This is a genomic window from Streptomyces sp. NPDC051913 (assembly GCF_044593635.1).
Taxonomy (GTDB): Bacteria; Actinomycetota; Actinomycetes; order Streptomycetales; family Streptomycetaceae; genus Streptomyces.
This window is the reverse complement of sequence record NZ_JBIUCI010000004.1, coordinates 347,674-364,760: the sequence shown is the minus strand read 5'-3', so window position 1 is coordinate 364,760 and position 17,087 is coordinate 347,674. Positions and strand designations below refer to the sequence as shown.

The following is a 17,087-nucleotide window of genomic DNA, read 5'->3' as shown; positions in this document are numbered from 1 at the left end:
AACCTCTCTCCATGAACGGAGCGGAACTCTTCCTCCTCGGCCGGACCCTGATGAAGATCGGCGAGGAGGCCATCCCCACCGACGGCATCGGCAAGCAGGCCACCAGCACGCGTTCCATGCTGATCGTGATGCTCGACGTCTACGCCCACCCCGACACCACGGTCGGCGAGGTCGCCACCCGCACCGGTCTGCCGCAGAGCGCGGTCTCCGGGTGCGTGGCCCGGCTGAAGGAGGTCGGCTCGGTGCTCACCACGACCGACCCGACGGACCGCCGACGCTCGCTGCTGCGCCAGAACCCCGAGGTCACCGGGCGCCGCGCGGAGGTCGCCGCGGCGCCCGTGGACGAGGCGGTCGGCGCCGCTCTCGGCACCGACGACCCCGTCGCCGTCGCCGACACGGTCCACCTGCTGGAGCAGCTCGCCCGACGCCTCTCCCCGCAGTCGCTGGGCCGACTGCGCCCCTGACCGGGCCGGCTCAGCCCACGTCCAGCACCGCCTTCCCCCGCAGTCGGCGCTCGCTCAACGCGGCCACGGCGTCGGCGACCTTGTCCCACGGGCCCCGCCAGCCGACCGGCACCCGCAGCTTCCCGGCGGCGACCAGGGCGAGCAGACGGTCCAACTGCGCGCGGCGGTCGGTGAGTCCGCCGCCGTTGTAGACCGAGACGATCGACCGGGGCGCGGGGCTGCCCAGGGTGGAGCCGACCGGCAGCGCGGCCTCCCCGCCGGATGCCCAGCCCACGCTCTGAAGGGTGCCGCCTGACGCCAACAGACCGTAGGCGGTGACCAGTTGGGCGCCACCCACGTTGTCGATGACGATGTCGACCGGCCCTGTCACCCGCTCCGGGCCGGACACCGCCTCGTCGGCCCCGAGCTCGTGCACCCACCGGCGTCCGTCCTCGGCCCCGGCCACACCGATGACGTACGCCCCGCCGAGCACCGCGAGCTGCACCGCGAAGCCGCCCACCCCGCCGGACGCGCCGGTGACCAGGACCCGGCGGCCGAGCAGCGGTCCCGCCTGTTCCAGCGCGCGCAGGGCGGTGCCCGCGGCGACCGGCAGGGCGGCGGCCTCGCCGAGGTCGACCCCGTCCGGGACCACGGCCAGGTCGGCGACGTCCAGGGCGCGCAGCACGGCGAAACCGCCGCCCTCCCCGAACCCCACGACCCGGCTTCCCACCTGAGGCCCGTCGCCGTTCGCCGCGGCCCGCACCACGACGCCGGCCGAGTCGAAGCCGATCACCTGGCCGGGCTCGCCATGCTCGGCGAAGTACAGCTCGGCGGCGTTCAGGGAGGTGTGCCGCACCTCCACGAGCAGCTGGTCCGGCCCGGGTTCCGGGTCGGGCACCTCACCAGGCCGCAGCCGTCCGGGTACCTCATGGTCCACGATCAGTGCGCGCATCGCGTGCCCCTCTCGGCAACGTCGGTTCTCGTCGACATGGGCCGTACGCCCACGCCAACCCCGGCCGATCCGGACTTCTTCCCACCGTTCCCCGCCCGTTCGGGGTTGGATGGCGTCATGACCACCGACGAGCACGCGCGGTTCATGCGGGCCAACCAGGCGAACTGGGACGCCCGCACGCCCGTCCATCTCGCCAGCCGCTTCTACGGGCTCGACGAGGATCTGGACCCCGCCCGCTGGTTCGCCGGCTTCGAGTGGGCCGACCTCGGTGACCTCTCCGGCCGCGACGTGCTCCACCTCCAGTGCCATCTGGGCACGGAGACGATCGCCTTCGCCCGGCGCGGCGCCCGCGCGACCGGCCTCGACTTCTCCGCGGCGTCGGTGGCGGCGGCACGGGACATCGCGGCGAAGGCCGGCGCCGACGTCGACTACGTCCAGGCCGACGTGTACGACGCCGTGGAGGCCCTGGACGGGCGGCGGTTCGACGTCGTCTACACCGGCAAGGGCGCACTGTGCTATCTGCCCGACCTGGCGCGGTGGGCGGATGTGGTTCGTCAACTCCTGCGGCCGGGCGGGCGGTTGTACCTCGTCGAGTTCCATCCCCTCCTCAACTCCCTGGGCCCCAAGCCCGGCCCGGGCGAAGGCCCCGAACTGCTGCTGCGCCACGACTACCTGGGCGGCGGCGGAGCCGTGCACCGGGACGCGACCCACACGTACACCGACGGCCCGGCCGTCGAGGGGGCGACGGACAGTTACGAGTGGATGCACGGAATAAGCGAGGTGCTCAACGCGTTGGTGGGAGCAGGACTGACCGTCCGGCGCCTCACCGAGAGCGACGAGCTGCCGTGGCCGCGCTGGCCGCACATGGAGCGCACGGGGTCCGGCTGGTGGCGTCTGCCCGAGCCGCGCATCCCGCTTCTCTACGGACTCCTCGCCACCCGCTGAACCGGCGTGGTACGGTCCTGCTAGCACTTGTGTACGCCCAGTCGTGGGCGCCGGTGCCAGTTCTCTCCACAGTTCGCCGGTCGTCGTACCGGCCTCTCCTCACCGCATCGTCGTGATCGTCAGATCCGCCGTTCGGTTTCCCGCCGCTCGAAGGCGCTGTGTCCGCCTTCCCTGTCGTTCGCGGCCTCTCTCCCTTCCGCATGTCTCATGCCGTACGTCCGTGAAAGGACCCACCACCATGACCACCACTCTCGAACACCCCCCGCTCCAGCAGCAGGAACCCCCGGTCCGCGCCGTCACCGGCGTCCTCGACATCGACGCGAGCGGCAAGGGCCATCTGCGCTCCGCCGACCTGCTGTCCCAGCCCGCCGACCTCCAGGTCTCCCCCGCGCTGATCCGCCGCCACGGCCTGCGCAAGGGCGACCTCGTCGACGGCGTCCGCGGCACCCAGCGCGCCCTCACCGAGGTCGCCCGGGTCAACGGCCGCACCCCCGACAAGAACCGTCGCCGCTTCGGCGACCTGACCCCGCTGCACCCCCGTGAGCGCATCCGCCTCGAACACCCCGCGTCCGGCCTGACCGGCCGCGTCACCGACCTGCTCGCCCCCGTCGGCAAGGGGCAGCGCGGGCTGATCGTGGCACCGCCGAAGACCGGCAAGACGGTGCTGCTCCAGCAGATCGCGGCGGCCGTCGCCGGCAACCACCCCGAGTGCCGTCTCATGGTGGTGCTCCTCGACGAACGCCCCGAGGAGGTCACCGACATGCGGCGCTCCGTACGCGGTGAGGTGTACGCCTCCACCTTCGACCGGACGCCCAGGCAGCACATCGCCCTCGCCGAGCTCGTCATCGAGCGGGCCAAGCGGCTCGTCGAGGCGGGCGAGGACGTCGTCATCCTGCTCGACTCCCTGACCCGGCTGTGCCGGGCCCACAACAACGCGGCCGCCGCCGGTGGCCGCACGCTCAGCGGTGGCGTGGACGCGACCGCGCTGATCGGCCCGAAGCGCTTCTTCGGCGCCGCCCGGCTGGCCGAGGAGGGCGGCTCGCTCACCATCCTGGCCACCGCCCTGGTGGAGACCGGTTCCCGTGCCGACGACTTCTTCTTCGAGGAGCTGAAGAGCACCGGCAACATGGAGCTCCGCCTCGATCGCGAACTCGCCGCCCGCCGTGTCTTCCCGGCCGTGGCCGTCAATCCCTCCGGCACCCGCCGCGAGGAACTCCTCCTGCCCCCGGCCGAGTTGACCGCAGCACGTGGCCTGCGCCGGGCCCTGCGGGACAAGGACGGCCTGGAGACCCTCCTGTCCCGGATGCGCGAGACCCCGGACAACGCCACGTTCCTGCACCGCATCCAGCCGACGCTGCCCACGACCTGACGCGCCGTCGACGCGTCCGGCCGACGCCGGCCATGGCCTCACAGCCGCCGGTGGCCCATCCCCCGTCCGGGTGCTCGCGTGCCCCGTCCCGGCCCGGGCAGCGCCGTGGACCGCCGGTCCGTTTCTACGTTTGCGGTATGACCATCGGATTTCCTTCCCGGGCTGTCGCGTCGGCCTGTGCGCTGTGCACGGCGAGTCTGCTCGTGCTGGCCCCCGCCTCGGCCGTCGCGTCCACCGGCTCCGACCCCGACGCGCCCGGCGGGCCCCAGGCCTCCGCCCCGCAGCCGCGGCTGCTGTACCGGCCCGGCATCCAGGTGCGGCCGCTCCCTGAGGCACCGCGCGTCCCGGACGTCTCCGCGCTCTCCTGGGTCGTGGCCGACGCCGACAGCGGGGAGGTGCTCGCGGCGCACGACGCGCATCGCAGGCTGCCGCCGGCCAGCACGCTCAAGACGCTGTTCGCGCTGACGGTGCTGCCGCTGCTGCCCGGGGGGATCCGGCACCGGGTCGGCGACGACGAGCTGGCGGACGTCGGCGAGGGCAGCAGTCTGGTCGGGGTGCGCGAGGGCCAGACGTACCAGGTCGCCGACCTGTGGCGCGGGGTCTTCCTCAACTCCGGCAACGACGCCGTGCACGTCCTGGCCGGACTCAGCGGCGGCTGGCGCTCCACGGCCACCCGGATGCAGGCCAAGGCCCGGGCGCTGGGCGCCCTCGACACGCATGTGCGCTCCCCCGACGGGTACGACACGCCGGGCCAGGTCTCGTCCGCCTACGATCTCGCCGTGTTCGGGCGGGCGGGGCTGCACAACCCCGACTTCGCGCGGTACTGCCGCACAGCCATTGCCCAGTTCCCCGGGGGCGGCGGCTGGTCGTACGCCATCCAGAACACCAACCGCCTGCTCACCGGCGCCGACGGCGTCGAACCGTACGACGGGCTGATCGGGATCAAGAACGGCTACACGAGCCATGCCGGGAACACCCTGGTCACCGCCGCGAAGCGGGGCGGGCGCACCCTCGTCGTCACCGTCATGAACCCTCAGGCGGGCGGCGGCTTCGCCGTGTACGAGGAGGCGCGGGAGCTGCTCGACTGGGGGTTCGGCGCGGCCGGGCACGTCGCCGCGGTGGGCTCGCTGGACGCCCTGCGCGCCAGACCGCGCCCCGGACCGGCACCGTTGCCCGCGGCCGTCGCACCCGTGCCGGACAGCGGGCCCGGCTGGACGCGGGCCGGGGTGGTGGTGGGGTCGTCCGCGCTCGGCGCGGCCGTCGTCGCCTTCGCCCTGCGCGGCAGGAGGAAGCGGGCCGCACGCGGTTGACCGGTCGGCAGCCACAGCAGCAGCCCGAGCGTGATCCAGGTGTAGGTGTTGCCGCCGAGGAACCCGCCGACGCCCGACGCGTCGTCGAACCACAGCCAGACCACGCTGGTGCACAGCACCGCGTACAGGGCGCCCGCCACGCGCGGGTGCCCCGCGCGGACCAGCACGGCGAGGGCCGGCAGCAGCCACACCAGGTGGTGCACCCAGGTGATGGGGCTGACCAGACAGGCGGTCAGGCCGGTGAGGGCGAAGGCCGCCGGCCAGTCGCCCGCGCCGGCCGCCCGTCGCGCGCGGACCGCCCACACCACCAGCACCAGCAGGACCGCCACCGCCCAGGCCGCCCGGTCCGGCTCCCCGAGGCGGGCCAGAATCCCTTGCAGTGACTGGTTGGAGACATAGTCCAGGCGGCCCACCCTCGTCGTGTCCCACATCGCCTCCGTCCAGTAGAAGCGCGAGGCGTCCGGGGCCACCCGGACCGCCAGCGCGGTGGCCCCGGCGGCGACGGCCGTCGCCACGGCAGCGGTCCTTCGGCGCCCGGCGAGCAGCAGGAGGCCGATGAAGAGGGCCGGGGTCAGCTTGACGGCCGCCGCCAGACCGATGCCCCACCCCGCCCGGCTCCCCCGGCCGGTCGCCAGCAGCCAGGCGTCCGTCAGCACAAGCGCGAGCAGCAGAAGGTTGACCTGCCCGAAGCTGAACGTGTCCCGCAGCGGCTCGAACAGCGCGAGTCCGCAGACGGCGAGGCCGGCGCCGTACCAGCCGAACCACCGGAGCCGCCGTCCGGCGAGGACCCGCCCGATCCACACCAGCGCCACCACGTTGAGCAGCACGGACCCCGCGATCGCGGCGGACAGCGGGAGCAGCGCCATCGGCAGCATCGCGACGGCGGCGAAGGGCGGGTAGGTGAAGCCGTAGGTGGTGCCGGGGACCCGGTAGTCGTAGATCCGTCCGCCGTGGTGGACCCAGCTGTCGACGGTGCCGTAGTAGACCCGCAGGTCGAACCAGTCGCGCAGCAGGGGCACGGTCGCGGTGAACGCGGTGACGGCGGTGGCGAGCGCGAGGAGCAGCAGCAGTCGGCCGCGGTCGGTGCGGGGCGGGTTCAAGCGGTACCGGTTCATGCCGTACGGCCCCACGCGGGAGCCCGGTCCGCCTGGTGGGCCTGCCACAGGACGACCACGGCGAGCACGCCCCCGGAGACGGCCAGCACCAGCTGTGCCGTGTCGGCGGGACCGCCGTTGGGCAGGGTGGCGAGCGCGAGGACACCGGTCACGGCGGCCACCCGGTGCCGTACGGAGGTCGTGGGCGCGGCGGCGGCGATGAGGAACAGGCCCCACACGGCGTACCAGGGGCGGATCGCCGGGCCGAAGGCCGCTACCGCGGCGAGGCTCAGGCCCAGCGCGTACACCGGGCGCGGTCGCAGCCGCCACCAGATTCCCGCCACGAGGACGGAGGTGAGCGCGAGTCCGAGTGTGTGCCAGGCCGGTACGGCGAGGGGTGCCAGGTCGCTGCCGAGGCGTTCCAGCAGGGCGCCGGTGGCGCGGCCGAGGAGGCTGGTGAGAGCCCAGTTCTGCGGGGAGACGGGTGTGTCGAGGGCGCGTATCCAGCCGTATCCCGTCCCGGCGACGGCGGTCGCGGCGACCGTGGTGGCCGCCGCGGCGAGGGCGGTGATCAGGACGGCCTTCGCCGGGCGGCGGCCGGTACGCAGCTGGAGAACGACGACCGCGGCGAGCCCGAGGACGGCGGGTGCCTTGACCAGCGCGGCGAGGGTGACCAGGACGGCGCCGACGACCGGCCGGCGGCCGAGCGCCGCGACCAGGCCCGCACCGAGCAGCCCGAGCATGATCGCGTCGTTGTGGGCGCCCGCGACCAGGTGCAGCAGCACCAGCGGGTTCAGCGCGCCGAGCCAGAGCGCGGCGGCCGGGTCGGCGCCGCTGTGCCGGGCGAGCCGGGGCAGCGCGGCGGCCATCAGCGCCACGCCGCACAGCGCCACGAGCCGCATGCCGAAGAGGCCTGCGGGGAGTTCGCCACGGGTGAGACCCGCCAGGGCGGAGGCTACGGCGAGGAAGACCGGGCCGTACGGTGCGGCGGTGTGCTGCCAGACGGGGGCGACCTCGTCGGCGAGCGGGCCGCCCAGCTGGTCGGGGCCGTGCGCGTACACGTCCATGTGGGCGTCGACCATGGCGCCCTGGGCGAGATAGCTGTAGACGTCGCGGCTGAAGAGGGGTGGGGCGAGGAGGAGGGGGGTCGCCCACAGGGCGAGGACGAGGAGCAGGTCGCGTGCGGCGGGCGGTTCGGGAGTCCTGATCAGACGGCCCAGCAGCGCCCAGGCCGCTATGAGCAGGACGACGCCGAAGTAGACGCCGATGAGGCCGACGGCCGCGTGCACGGAGGCGGGGTCGAGGAGGTCCCTCACGGGGAGGGCGCCGGCCGTCTCACCGCCTGCTGCCAGGACGGTGGTTCCGGCCAGGCCGAGTATCTGGCAGCGGCGTAGGTCGACCACGGGGGGAGCGTTTCGCTGTGAGGTGGCCGGAAATTGACGGCGACATGGCACACCTGTGTCGAGAAGGCTTTCTAGAACACCGACAGGCCCGTCAGCGTCGTGAATCTGTCCAGTGCCGCCACCCCCGCCACCGAGTTGCCCCGTTCATCCAGGCCCGGGCTCCATACGCACAGCGTGCACCGCCCCGGTACCACCGCGATGATGCCGCCGCCCACCCCGCTCTTGCCCGGCAGGCCGACCCGGTAGGCGAAGTCGCCCGCCGCGTCGTACGTCCCGCAGGTCAGCATCACGGCGTTGACCTGCTTGGCCTGGCTGCGGCTGAGGAGGCGGGTGCCGTCGGCACGGATGCCGTGGCGGGCCAGGAAGCCCGTCGCGAGGGCCAGGTCGGCACAGGAGGCGAGGAGGGAGCACTGCCGGAAGTACTGGTCGAGCAGGCCGGGCACGGGGTTGTCGATGTTGCCGTACGACGCCATGAAATGCGCGAGGGCGGCGTTGCGGTCACCGTGGGCGGACTCGGAGGCGGCGACCTCCTCGTCGAACTCAAGGGCCGGGTTGCCGCTCTCCGCGCGGAGGAAGGCGAGCAGTTCGCGGGCCGCGTCCCCGGTACGGGTGAGCAGGCGGTCGGTGACGACGAGGGCGCCCGCGTTGATGAACGGGTTGCGCGGGATGCCGTTCTCGTACTCCAGCTGGACCAGGGAGTTGAAGGGGTTGCCGGAGGGCTCCCGACCTACGTGCTCCCAGAGTTCGTCGCCCTCGCGGGCCAGGTCGAGGGCGAGGGTGAAGACCTTGGTGATGGACTGTGTGGAGAACGGCTGCCGCCAGTCCCCCACGCCGTAGACCGTGCCGTCGAGCTCCGCGACGGCCATGCCGAAGCGCCGCGGGTCGCAGGCCGCGAGCGCCGGGATGTAGTCGGCGGGGCGGCCCCGGCCCGGCGTTCGCTCGATCTCCTCGGCGATACGCTCCAGGACCGGCTCGAAGGTCATGGACGAACTCATGATCACCATTGTGCCTCCGGGCCGGTCGAACCGCGCATCCGCCAGGTGCGGGGACTGATCAGGCGAGGGCCTGCCCGCTGCCCGCGACGACCTCGGGCCGCAGCAGAGCTGCCAGCGTCTCGGCGGGCAACAGCCCCTTCTCCAAGACCAGTTCGGCGACCCCGCGACCGGTGACGAGCGCCTCCTTGGCGATGTCGGTGGCGGCCTCGTACCCGATGTGCGGGTTGAGTGCGGTCACCAGGCCGATGGAGTTCTCGACGCTCGCGCGCAGCTTCTCGGTGTTGGCGGTGATGCCGTCGACGCAGCGCTCGGCGAGGGTGCGGCAGGCGGCGCCGAGGTGCGTGATGCTCTCCGACAGGGAGTGCAGGATGATCGGCTCGAAGGCGTTCAGCTGGAGCTGTCCGGCCTCGGCGGCCATGGTGATGGCGACGTCGTTGCCGATGACCTCGAAGGCGACCTGGTTGACGACCTCGGGGATCACCGGGTTGACCTTGCCGGGCATGATCGACGAACCGGCCTGCACGGGCGGCAGGTTGATCTCCCCGAGCCCCGCGCGCGGACCCGACGACAGCAGCCGCAGGTCGTTGCAGCTCTTGCTGAGCTTGACGGCGATCCGCTTGAGCACGCCGGACATCTGGACGAACGCCCCGCAGTCCTGGGTGGCTTCGACCAGGTTGGCGGCGGTGACGAGCGGCAGCCCGGTGAGGGCGGAAAGGTGGCGCCGCGCGGCCTCCGCGTACCCGGCGGGAGCATTGAGCCCGGTGCCGATGGCAGTGGCCCCCAGATTGATCTCATGGATCAACTGGACGGCCTCGTCAAGACGGTTGCGGTCCTCGTCAATCATGACGGCGTAAGCGGAGAACTCTTGACCGAGCGTCATCGGCACCGCGTCCTGCAACTGTGTACGGCCCATCTTGAGCACATCACGGAACTCGACCGCCTTACGGGCGAAGGAGTCCTGCAGTACAGCCATCGACTTGAGCAGTCCACGCACCGCGAAGACCGTCGCGACCTTGACGGCGGTCGGGTAGACGTCGTTGGTGGACTGGCCCAGGTTGACGTCCTCGTTGGGATGCAGGTGCTGGTACTCGCCCTTGGCGTGCCCCAGCAGCTCCAACGCCCGGTTGGCGACGACCTCGTTGGCGTTCATGTTGGTCGAGGTACCGGCGCCGCCCTGGATCACGTCGACCACGAACTGGTCGTGCAGCTTCCCGTCCCGGATCTCCCGGCACGCCTCGACGATCGCGGCGGCCTTGCGGGGCTCCAGCAGCCCCAGCTCCTCGTTGGCGAGAGCGGCGGCCTCCTTGACGGCGGCGAGGGCGTCGATGAGGTGGGGGTAGGCGGAGATGGGGGTGCCGGTGATGGGGAAGTTCTCGGTGGCCCGCAGCGTGTGCACGCCCCAGTAGGCACCTGCGGGAACGTCCCGGTACCCGAGCAGATCGTGTTCGGTACGGGCGACGACAGAGGTCATGAGCTTCGGTACTTCTTTCTGAGAGGGGTGAGTGTCCTAGGGGCGCGGGGAACTGCGCGACCAGCCACAACCGGCCCGCAGCCGCCCTTCAACAGATCCGGCACATCCTTAGGCGCAGGCCGAAACCACCACCGGCTCCAGCGACCGAACCGGCCGCACGCACCCCACCGGCTCCCCACCCCCAAGGAGCGCCTCGCCCTGAAACTCGGTGAGCAACTCCGTAGAGACGCCGGCCCACGCAAGCGCCGCCGCCGCCACAGGAATCCGCGCCCGATTCGCCCCGTCCGCGATCTTCACGGCAACAGCCCGCCCATCAGGCAGCGCGGCAACCTGAACACCCTCGAACCCGTCCTTGGCGAGCAGCCCCGGCACGGCCCGCATCAACGCCGCCACATCCCGCCCGGCCCCGGACGCCATCTCCGCATGCGACCGCATCGCATCAGCGACACGAGCCTCAGCAGTACCAGCCCCGGCGGAGACGATCCGCGAGACGGCACGGGCCAGCCCGTTGAGGGACACGGAGAACAAGGGTGCCCCGCACCCGTCCACCGTCACCCGCGCGATCCGCTGCCCGGTCAGCTCCTCGACGACCTCGGCGATCGCGACCTGCAACGGATGCGTGGGATCCAGATACCCCTCAAGAGGCCACCCGTTGAGCACGCACGTGTACAGCATCGCCGCATGCTTGCCGGAACAGTTCTGCGCGAGCCGTGAGGCCGCCCGCCCCTCCCGCACCCACGCGTCCCGGACGCTCGGTCCGAACGGCAGGTCGGGAACATTGCGCAGGGCGTCCTCGGAGACCCCGGCCAGCTCAAGGATCCGCCGCGTCCCGGCGAGATGCCGCTCCTCACCGGAGTGGCTCGCGGCGGCCAGCGAGAGCAGCTCGCCGTCGAGCGGCAGGCCCGCCCGCACCATGGCGACCGCCTGCACCGGCTTGAGCGCCGAGCGCGGGTAGAACGCGGCCTCGATGTCGCCGAGCTGGAACCCGACGCGGCCGTCGGCACCGAGGACGACGACGGAACCGTAGTGGATGCCCTCCACGACCCCGCCGCGTATCAGGTGGGCGACGGGAGCGTGGAGGGGTTCGCGGATCAGGGGTGCGTCCGCGACGGAACTGCTGAACATAGCTGCCTTCTCGGGAGGCGCCACGCGGGTCACGCGCGGTCGCCGGTGGAGGGGGTCTCGGCGGTCAGGTGAGTGATCTCGTGACCGCACGGTGGGTGGATCCGGGCGCGGACGTGAGTGATCACGCGTCCGCACCGGTGGGATGGATCCCGGCGCTCACGTGAGTGGTCACGTGTCCGCGTCGGCGGATCGGGTCTCGGTCGCCGTGCGGGCGACCCGGCCGCGGACGGCGTACCAGCCGGCGACCAGCGCCCCGACGATCAGCGGCAGACACAGCACGGTGGTGCGTCCGACGCCGCCGTCGGCGTACATGAGGACCAGGACGGAGGCGAGGAACGCCAGCGTCACGAGTTCGGTCCAGGGGGATCCCGGCAGTCGGTAGCCGGGGCGGGTCAGTTCGCCCTTCTCGGTCTTCTGCCAGAAGAGCAGGTGACAGACCATGATCATGCCCCAGGTGGACAGGATCCCGATCGCGGCGAAGTTGAGCACGATCTCGAACGCGTCGGCGGGGACCACGAAGTTGAGGCCGACGCCGAGGACGCAGATGCCGCTGGTGAGCAGGATGCCGCCGTAGGGGACCTGGCTGCGGCTCATGACACCGGTGAACTTCGGCGCCGAACCGGACTTGGCCATGGAGCGCAGGATGCGGCCGGTGGAGTACAGGCCGGAGTTGAGCGAGGACATGGCCGCGGTGAGGACGACGAGGTTCATCACGCCGCCGGCCGCCGGGACGCCGATGTTGGAGAGCACGGTCACGAACGGGCTCTGGCCGCCGGTGTACTTGTTCCAGGGCAGCAGCATCGAGAGCAGGACGACCGAGCCGACGTAGAACAGGCCCACGCGCCACATGATCGAGTTGATCGCCTTCGGCATGATCTTCTCGGGGTTCTCGGTCTCACCGGCCGCGACGCCGACCAACTCGACGGAGGCGTAGGCGAAGACGACGCCCTGGAGGATCAGCAGCATGGGCATCAGGCCGTTGGGGAAGACGCCGCCGTTGTCGGTGATCAGGGCCGGTCCCGGGGTGGTGTCGCCGACCTCGTGCTGGGTGACCAGCAGGAAGATGCCGATCAGCATGAACGCCACGAGCGCGCCCACCTTGACGATGGCGAACCAGAACTCCATCTCGCCGAACATCTTCACCGAGATGAGGTTGACGGTGAGGACGACGGCCAGTGCGACGAGCGCGATCACCCACTGCGGGATGTCGGAGAACATGCCCCAGTAGTGGGTGTAGACGGCCACCGCGGTGATGTCGGCGATGCCGGTGGTGGCCCAGTTGAGGAAGTACATCCAGCCGGCCACATAGGCGCCCTTCTCGCCGAGGAACTCCCGGGCGTACGACACGAAGGCGCCGGAGGACGGGCGGTACAGGACGAGTTCGCCGAGGGCGCGGACGACCAGGAAGGCGAAGACTCCGCAGACCGCGTAGGCGATGAACAACGAGGGGCCGGCGTCGGCCAGGCGGCCGCCGGCGCCGAGGAAGAGGCCGGTGCCGATGGCGCCGCCGATGGCGATCATGTTGACGTGCCGGTGCTTGAGGGACTTGCTGTATCCCTCGTCTCCCGCGTCGACATGGCCGGAACGTTTCTGCACACCGTCGTGCAGGCTCTGCTCGCTCACGCCTGGGGTTCGCCTTCCGTGGGGGTGTCCGTGCCCTTGCCAGGGGGACGCACGATGTCGGTGAGGGTGGTCTCGACGCGGTCGAGGTGATGGGACATCGCCTCCACCGCGTCGTGTTCGGAACCGTCCAGCAGCGCCTCGACGATCGCCCGGTGCTCGCGGTTGGACTGCTCGCGGCGTCCGCCCAGCTCGTTGAGGAAGGCCGACTGACGCGCCAGTGCGTCGCGGATCTCCTCGATGACCCGGCGGAACACCGGGTTCTGGGCGGCCTCGGCGACGGCCAGATGGAACAGCGTGTCCATCGCGACCCACGCCGTGGTGTCCGTCTCCCGCTCCATGCGGTCGAGCAGATGGGCCAGGTGGTCGAGGTTCTCCGGGGTGCGGCGCAGGGCCGCGTACCCGGCGACGGGGATCTCGACGTGCCGGCGCACCTCCAGCAGGTCGCTGGCCGCGTAGTCGCCGAAGGTCGGGTCCTCCACGGCGCTCGCGACCACGAAGGTGCCCTTGCCGGTCTTGGAGACGGTCAGCCCCATGGTCTGCAGCGCCCGCAGGGCTTCGCGCAGCACGGGGCGGCTGATCTCCAGGGTGCGGCAGAGCTCGGCCTCCGAGGGGAGCTTGTCGCCGATGGCGTAGTCACCGCGCTCGATGGCGGCGCGCAGATGCGCCAGCACCGCTTCCATGGCGCTGATGCGCCGCGGGGGCTGTCCGGCTGTCCGGCTGTCTGACAGGTTCACGGGAGAGATACTCCGGTTGGCGGGAGGGTGCTGTCAAGGCGCCTGAAAGGAGATTTTCACGGGGCGTGTGAGCTGAATGCCCTCTCACGCCCCGTCCGGGCCGGTCAGCTGTCGAGGACGCCGGTGGTCAGCAGACCGAAGAGCAGGACGCCGACGACGATCCGGTAGATCACGAAGGCGTTGAAGGAGTGCTTGGCGACGAACTTCAGCAGCCACGCGATGGAGGCGTAGGCGACGACGAAGGAGACGGCCGTGCCGACCGCCAGCGGGGCGGCGCCCGCGCCGGTGCCGAGCGCGTCCTTCAGCTCGTAGATGCCGGCGCCGGTCAGGGCGGGGATGCCGAGGAAGAACGAGAGCCGGGTGGCGGCGACGCGGTCGAGGTCGAGCATGAGCGCGGTGGACATGGTGGCGCCGGAGCGGGAGAAGCCGGGGAAGAGCAGGGCGAGGATCTGGGAGCTGCCGACCAGCATCGCGTCCTTGAACGAGGTGTCGTCCTCCCCGCGCTTGTGGCGTCCCATCTGGTCGGCCGCCCACATCACACCGCTGCCGGCGATCAGCGAGCCGGCCACGACCCAGAGGGAGGCGAGCGGTCCCTCGATGAGCGGCTTGGCGGCGAGGCCCACGACGACGATCGGGACGGTCGCGTAGATGACCCACCAGGCGAACTTGTAGTCGTGCCGGTGTCGCTCCTCCTTGTCGCGCAGCCCGCGGAACCAGGCGGAGACGATCCGGACGATGTCCTTGCGGAAGTAGACGAGCACGGCGGCGATGGCGCCGACCTGGATGACGGCCGAGAACCCGACGACGGCGTCGTCGTCGACGGGGATGTTCATGAGCCCCTCGGTGATCTTCAGATGACCGGTGGAGGAGACGGGCAGGAACTCGGTCACCCCCTCGACGGCTCCGAGGACGACGGCCTGACCGACGCTGATGACGCTCATGGGATCCAGTTCTTCCGGCGGGGAGGACGAGACAAGGCGGGCACAGTTTTACACCGCCTGGGCAAGCTCCACGCCCACGAACGCCGCCCCCAGACCGGCGGCCAGACTCGCGCCGACATTGACGAGGGCGTAGAGCCCCGCCCCCGTCTCGGCCAGCCGCAGGGTCTCGTAGGAGAACGTCGAGTACGTCGTCAGGGCCCCGCACAGGCCCGTGCCGAGCAGGAGCCGCAGGTCCGGTCCCGCCGCTCCGACGACCAGGCCCAGCACCAGACAGCCGGTGACGTTGACCGCGAAGGTGCCCCAGGGGAAGACCGAGTCGTGGCGGGACTGCACGGCACGGTCGGTGAGATAGCGCAGCGGCGCGCCGACCATGGCACCCGCGACGACCAGCAGCCAGTTCACAACGACCTCTTACCCTTCGCGCCCGTTTTGTCGGGGTCGTCCCCGGCGTCCCGGCCGACGTACCGGATGACCTCGCAGTCGTCGAGGATCACCAGCCCCTCCGAGACGAGTTCGTCGAGCTGGGGCAGGAAGGCCCGGACCCGCTCCTCGGTGTCCACGATGACGACCGCGACGGGCAGGTCCTCGCTCAGGGACAGCAGCCGGGAGGTGTGGATCAGGGAGGAGGCGCCGAAGCCCTCGATGCCGCGGAAGACGCTGGCGCCGGCGAGACCCGCCGTGTGCGCGCGGTGCACGATCTCGCTGTAGAGGGGTTTGCGGTGCCAGGTGTCGTTCTCGCCGACGAACACGGTCACACGCAGGGCACTGCCGGTCAGCCTCGTCATGGCTGCCTCCGCTTCAGGACGCGGCGGGTCGTGGTCGCGGCGAGCCACACCGCGGTGAGCGCCGCGAGGAGGGTCGCGGCGAGGTAGGCCAGCCCCGTGCCGGGGTGACCGGAGTCGACCAGGTTCCGGATGTCGACGGCGTACGTGGAGAAGGTGGTGAAGCCGCCGAGGACTCCGGTGCCGAAGAACGGGCGGACCAGGCGGTGGGCCGCCCATAGGTCGGTGATGACCACCATGAACACGCCTATGACCGCACAGCCGACGACGTTGGTCCAGAAGGTCGCCCAGGGGAATCCGCCCGGTTGGAGGGGCCACCACAGGGAGAGCGCGTAACGGGCTGTCGCCCCTAGGGCGCCGCCGAGTGCGACGACGGCGACGACGGGCGCCTGGCCGCGCAGTACGGGCGGTCGCCGCGGGGTGGGGACGCGGAGGCTCTCGGTCTCCGGGGCTGTCATGGTCGTACGTCTCCCTGCCTGGACGGCCTGATCATGGCCGGTCAACAGGGTAACGCCGGGGTCACTTACCGGTGGGCGGCTCGCACAGGGCCACGCCCCGCTCCCACAGGCTGCCCAGGACCAGGTGGCCGGACGCCTCGCAGACGCTGGTGACCATGCGGAAGCCGGAGTGGCGGCGGGCGAGGTGGTGGACGGTCTCGCCGGAGTCGTCGACGGCGAGGACGCCGATCGTGCCGGTGGGGTGGAAGGGGGCGCGGACCGCCACGCGGGCGGCGCCGCGTCGGACGGCGGGGGCGGCGCGGTGCAGCAGGTCGAGCGGGGGGACGCGGGGGCCCGCCAGCGAGACCCAGATCGGCCCGTCGGGGCCGGCCCGCCAGAGGTTGTCGGGCATGCCGGGGAGGTTCTCGGCAAAGGGTTCGGTGCGTCCCGCGTGGGGTCCGCCGAGCCAGTGGCGGGTGAGGCGGCGGGCCCCGGTCTCGGCGACGACGAGAAACGATTCGTCGGCGCTCAGGGCCAGTCCGTTGGCGAACTGGAGTCCCTCCGCGAGGACTTCGGGCATCTCGCTGCCGGGGGCCAGGCGCAGGATCCGGCCGGTTCCGGTGTGCTCGACGAGGTCGCCGATCCACTGGTCCAGGGGGTAGCGGCGGCTGGAGACCGTGAAGCAGACGCTGCCGTCGGACAGGGCGACGGTGTTGCTGCAGAACCGCAGCGGCTCCCCCGCCACCGAGTCGGCGAGGATGCGGACGACGCCGTCGGTCAGGTCGACGCGCAGCAGTCCCCGTTCGGCGTCGCACACCAACAGCTGGTCGTCCGCGAGGAGTTCGAGGCCCAGCGGCCTGCCGCCGGTCTCGGCGAGGACCTCGACGCGGGTCGTGGCCGGATCGGCGAGGCCGTCCAGGCGCAGGATGCGGCCGTCCGCCACACCGGTGAGCACCCGGCCCCGGCTGTCGGCGACCACGTCCTCGGGGCCGTCGCCCCCGATGGCGACGTACCTGCGCGGGACCAGTTTCTGTGCACGCTCCACGGACTACCGCCTCTCTCGTCCCGCCCTGTCTACCAGCCTTTCTCAAACATGCGCGCGACCTCGGCTATCCGGACCTCGTCCCGCCGGTAGTAGATCCGGCGGCGGATCCGCCTGGTGCGCAGCAGGCCGATGTCGGCGAGCAACTCCAGGTGGGTGTCGGCGACTTGGCGGCGTACGCCGAGCTTGGCGGCGACCGCGTCCGCGGTGACGCCGTCCTCGGCCGGGCAGCCGTGGCGCTGGGCCGGGAAGTGCACCACCGGGTCCTTCAGCCACTCCAGGATGTCCAGCCGCCGCTGGCTGACAGGCGTCCTCAGCATGTCGTGCCCCTCCGTTCGACCTCCTCGTACCGCGTGTTCCCACTGTCCCGCAGTCGACGCCGTCATGGATGGACTTCTCACACCTTGTCCGGTACCGAACG

At 71.7% G+C, this 17,087-nt stretch carries 17 protein-coding genes and 1 pseudogene; 4 read left to right on the top strand and 14 right to left on the bottom strand.

The window, feature by feature from the left end:
* Positions 1-11 precede the first annotated feature (11 nt).
* The gene (locus ACIHIX_RS14205) at positions 12-464 is read left to right on the top strand and encodes a MarR family winged helix-turn-helix transcriptional regulator (RefSeq protein WP_399954604.1); all 453 of its coding nucleotides are present in this window, start codon (positions 12-14) and stop codon (positions 462-464) included.
* Between the two features lie 10 nt (positions 465-474).
* On the opposite strand, the gene ACIHIX_RS14200 is transcribed toward ACIHIX_RS14205, so the two are convergent.
* The gene (locus ACIHIX_RS14200) at positions 475-1,395 is read right to left on the bottom strand and encodes a zinc-binding dehydrogenase (protein ID WP_399954601.1); all 921 of its coding nucleotides are present in this window, start codon (positions 1,393-1,395) and stop codon (positions 475-477) included.
* 117 nt (positions 1,396-1,512) lie between these two features.
* On the opposite strand from ACIHIX_RS14200, the gene ACIHIX_RS14195 reads away from it, so the two are divergent.
* The 3 genes and pseudogenes from ACIHIX_RS14195 to ACIHIX_RS14185 form a co-directional block, all read left to right on the top strand.
* Positions 1,513-2,340, top strand: a complete 828-nt coding sequence (locus tag ACIHIX_RS14195) for a class I SAM-dependent methyltransferase (RefSeq protein WP_399954598.1) — start codon at positions 1,513-1,515, stop codon at positions 2,338-2,340.
* 238 nt (positions 2,341-2,578) lie between these two features.
* Positions 2,579-3,709, top strand: a complete 1,131-nt coding sequence (gene rho / locus ACIHIX_RS14190) for a transcription termination factor Rho (RefSeq protein ID WP_399954596.1) — start codon at positions 2,579-2,581, stop codon at positions 3,707-3,709.
* A 32-nt stretch (positions 3,710-3,741) separates the two neighbouring features.
* Positions 3,742-4,731, top strand: a pseudogene (locus ACIHIX_RS14185) (D-alanyl-D-alanine carboxypeptidase family protein); the annotation flags it as partial.
* 11 nt (positions 4,732-4,742) lie between these two features.
* Here the strand turns inward: ACIHIX_RS14185 and ACIHIX_RS14180 are convergent.
* From ACIHIX_RS14180 to ACIHIX_RS14120, 13 genes are all read right to left on the bottom strand, one after another.
* Positions 4,743-6,119, bottom strand: coding sequence for a glycosyltransferase 87 family protein (locus tag ACIHIX_RS14180; RefSeq protein ID WP_399955594.1), 1,377 nt, complete (start codon positions 6,117-6,119; stop codon positions 4,743-4,745).
* Positions 6,120-6,130: 11 nt separating this feature from the next.
* A complete protein-coding gene (gene mptB / locus ACIHIX_RS14175) occupies positions 6,131-7,516 on the bottom strand; it encodes a polyprenol phosphomannose-dependent alpha 1,6 mannosyltransferase MptB (protein WP_399954593.1) in 1,386 nt (461 codons plus the stop codon).
* Positions 7,517-7,587: 71 nt separating this feature from the next.
* A complete protein-coding gene (locus ACIHIX_RS14170; protein ID WP_399954591.1) occupies positions 7,588-8,520 on the bottom strand; it encodes a glutaminase in 933 nt (310 codons plus the stop codon).
* Positions 8,521-8,569: 49 nt separating this feature from the next.
* Positions 8,570-9,982, bottom strand: coding sequence for an aspartate ammonia-lyase (gene aspA / locus ACIHIX_RS14165; protein WP_399954589.1), 1,413 nt, complete (start codon positions 9,980-9,982; stop codon positions 8,570-8,572).
* Positions 9,983-10,090: 108 nt separating this feature from the next.
* Positions 10,091-11,107 carry an asparaginase gene (locus ACIHIX_RS14160; protein ID WP_399954586.1) on the bottom strand — a complete coding sequence of 339 codons (1,017 nt, stop codon included), beginning with the start codon at positions 11,105-11,107 and terminating at the stop codon, positions 10,091-10,093.
* A gap of 168 nt (positions 11,108-11,275) precedes the next feature.
* Positions 11,276-12,730 (bottom strand): amino acid permease, encoded by a 1,455-nt coding sequence (locus ACIHIX_RS14155; protein WP_399954584.1) that lies wholly within the window; start codon positions 12,728-12,730, stop codon positions 11,276-11,278.
* Positions 12,727-13,410, bottom strand: a complete 684-nt coding sequence (locus ACIHIX_RS14150; RefSeq protein WP_329343924.1) for a FadR/GntR family transcriptional regulator — start codon at positions 13,408-13,410, stop codon at positions 12,727-12,729. Before ACIHIX_RS14150 ends, ACIHIX_RS14155 begins: the two co-directional genes overlap by 4 nt.
* Positions 13,411-13,568: 158 nt before the next feature.
* Positions 13,569-14,405 carry an undecaprenyl-diphosphate phosphatase gene (locus tag ACIHIX_RS14145; RefSeq protein ID WP_399954582.1) on the bottom strand — a complete coding sequence of 279 codons (837 nt, stop codon included), beginning with the start codon at positions 14,403-14,405 and terminating at the stop codon, positions 13,569-13,571.
* A 48-nt stretch (positions 14,406-14,453) separates the two neighbouring features.
* On the bottom strand, positions 14,454-14,807 hold the full coding sequence (gene crcB / locus ACIHIX_RS14140; protein ID WP_399954581.1) for a fluoride efflux transporter CrcB: 354 nt from the start codon (positions 14,805-14,807) through the stop codon (positions 14,454-14,456).
* Positions 14,804-15,190 carry a DUF190 domain-containing protein gene (locus ACIHIX_RS14135; protein ID WP_399954579.1) on the bottom strand — a complete coding sequence of 129 codons (387 nt, stop codon included), beginning with the start codon at positions 15,188-15,190 and terminating at the stop codon, positions 14,804-14,806. Before ACIHIX_RS14135 ends, crcB (ACIHIX_RS14140) begins: the two co-directional genes overlap by 4 nt.
* Positions 15,187-15,645, bottom strand: a complete 459-nt coding sequence (gene crcB, locus ACIHIX_RS14130) for a fluoride efflux transporter CrcB (RefSeq protein ID WP_399954577.1) — start codon at positions 15,643-15,645, stop codon at positions 15,187-15,189. The genes ACIHIX_RS14135 and crcB (ACIHIX_RS14130) overlap by 4 nt, the downstream gene beginning before the upstream one ends.
* 61 nt (positions 15,646-15,706) lie before the next feature.
* On the bottom strand, positions 15,707-16,669 hold the full coding sequence (locus ACIHIX_RS14125) for an SMP-30/gluconolactonase/LRE family protein (RefSeq protein ID WP_399954575.1): 963 nt from the start codon (positions 16,667-16,669) through the stop codon (positions 15,707-15,709).
* Between the two features lie 29 nt (positions 16,670-16,698).
* Complete coding sequence (locus tag ACIHIX_RS14120) at positions 16,699-16,986, bottom strand: ArsR family transcriptional regulator (RefSeq protein ID WP_399954574.1); 288 nt, start codon at positions 16,984-16,986, stop codon at positions 16,699-16,701.
* Positions 16,987-17,087: the final 101 nt, after the last annotated feature.

What these genes read in the sequence shown, in the direction of transcription:
- ACIHIX_RS14195 (WP_399954598.1), top strand. Translation starts at nt 1,513, where the DNA reads ATGACCACCGACGAGCACGCGCGGTTCATGCGGGCCAACCAGGCGAAC.
- ACIHIX_RS14160 (WP_399954586.1), bottom strand. Translation starts at nt 11,107, where the DNA reads ATGTTCAGCAGTTCCGTCGCGGACGCACCCCTGATCCGCGAACCCCTC.
- ACIHIX_RS14205 (WP_399954604.1), top strand. Translation starts at nt 12, where the DNA reads ATGAACGGAGCGGAACTCTTCCTCCTCGGCCGGACCCTGATGAAGATC.
- rho (WP_399954596.1), top strand. Translation starts at nt 2,579, where the DNA reads ATGACCACCACTCTCGAACACCCCCCGCTCCAGCAGCAGGAACCCCCG.
- ACIHIX_RS14170 (WP_399954591.1), bottom strand. Translation starts at nt 8,520, where the DNA reads ATGGTGATCATGAGTTCGTCCATGACCTTCGAGCCGGTCCTGGAGCGT.
- ACIHIX_RS14200 (WP_399954601.1), bottom strand. Translation starts at nt 1,395, where the DNA reads ATGCGCGCACTGATCGTGGACCATGAGGTACCCGGACGGCTGCGGCCT.
- ACIHIX_RS14150 (WP_329343924.1), bottom strand. Translation starts at nt 13,410, where the DNA reads ATGGAAGCGGTGCTGGCGCATCTGCGCGCCGCCATCGAGCGCGGTGAC.
- crcB (WP_399954577.1), bottom strand. Translation starts at nt 15,645, where the DNA reads ATGACAGCCCCGGAGACCGAGAGCCTCCGCGTCCCCACCCCGCGGCGA.
- ACIHIX_RS14120 (WP_399954574.1), bottom strand. Translation starts at nt 16,986, where the DNA reads ATGCTGAGGACGCCTGTCAGCCAGCGGCGGCTGGACATCCTGGAGTGG.
- aspA (WP_399954589.1), bottom strand. Translation starts at nt 9,982, where the DNA reads ATGACCTCTGTCGTCGCCCGTACCGAACACGATCTGCTCGGGTACCGG.
- ACIHIX_RS14145 (WP_399954582.1), bottom strand. Translation starts at nt 14,405, where the DNA reads ATGAGCGTCATCAGCGTCGGTCAGGCCGTCGTCCTCGGAGCCGTCGAG.
- ACIHIX_RS14135 (WP_399954579.1), bottom strand. Translation starts at nt 15,190, where the DNA reads ATGACGAGGCTGACCGGCAGTGCCCTGCGTGTGACCGTGTTCGTCGGC.